The organism is Parasphingomonas frigoris (genome assembly GCF_036663815.1).
Classification (GTDB): domain Bacteria; phylum Pseudomonadota; class Alphaproteobacteria; order Sphingomonadales; family Sphingomonadaceae; genus Sphingomonas.
This window is the reverse complement of record NZ_JAXOJQ010000089.1, coordinates 1-1,081: the sequence shown is the minus strand read 5'-3', so window position 1 is coordinate 1,081 and position 1,081 is coordinate 1. Positions and strand designations below refer to the sequence as shown.

1 protein-coding gene is annotated in these 1,081 nt (G+C 71.3%); it reads right to left on the bottom strand.

All coding sequences use genetic code 11. The features are described from left to right. The coding region (locus U1872_RS22680) for a cobaltochelatase subunit CobN (protein WP_332795102.1) at positions 1-1,081 on the bottom strand (1,081 nt) is incomplete at both ends.

Genomic DNA, 1,081 nt, shown 5'->3' with positions numbered 1-1,081 from the left:
CCGGGAGGTCCGCGAGGGCTTTGCGGTACTCCGCGAGCGGCCAGTGAATGCGCGAGGTCGCCAGATCGGTTGCGTCGGGCGTGATCGCGTAGCCGGCCTCGGTGAGGTCGGCGAGGATCGCCTGCGTCGAGGCGAGTGCGTCGAGACCGACGGCGTGCGCCATCTGGTATGTCTTGCCGGGGTAGGTCGAGAGGACGATCGCGATGCGGTGGTCGGAGACGGGTTTGCTGGCGAGGTTCGTCCAGGCTTCGATCCGCGCGGCGATCGCGGTGATGCGCGCGGGGTCGGCGCGGTGTTCGCGGCGGGTGTATTCGAGGTCGCCGTCCCTCGCCGCGGCTGCCTTGAAGCTGGCGACGCCGGCCAAGAGGCGGCCGTCCACTTCGGGAAGGACGACGTGCATGGCGAGGTCGGCGGGCGACAGGCCCCGGGTGGCGCCAGCCCAAGCGGCGCGGTCGGAGGTGGCCAGCGCGATCTGGAAGACGGGGACATCGGCGACGTCGAGTGGGGTCGTGTCACTCGCGCCGCGTGCGGAGAAGGCGGTGGCGTTGACGATCGCGGCGGGCTTCAAAGCTCGGACCCAGTGGCCCATCCAGCCGGCCGCATCCGGTGCCTTGAGCGAGGGCGCGAAGAGGCCGATGACGTCGAAGCCTCGCGCCGTCAGTTCGGCGTGGAGCGCTTCGATCGGGTGGAGGTCTGCGGCGGTCAGGTAGGAGCGGTAGAATACGACCAGCACGCGGGGGCGGTGCGCGTTGAGCGCGAACGCGGCCGGGCACGTCACGCCATCGTGCGGTTGCCAGCCGCCTACATCGGCGATCGCACGGACTCCGGTGACCGGGCCGGCATAGCAACCGGCGGCCAGCGCGAACTGCGCGAGTGCCGCCTGCGCCGCAACCGCGCCGCCGGTGTCGCAGAGATGAGCCAGGCGGCGGAGCGTCGACAGCGGGATCGTCGAGGCGGCGTCGAGGCGCGTGTCGACGCGGCCGTCTGCGGCAAGGACGGCGAGCGCGATGCCCTTTTCCCGCGCGAGGTTTTCGACCTGTTGCAGGCCGTAGCTCCAGTACGAGCGGCCGCCGATCAGCCG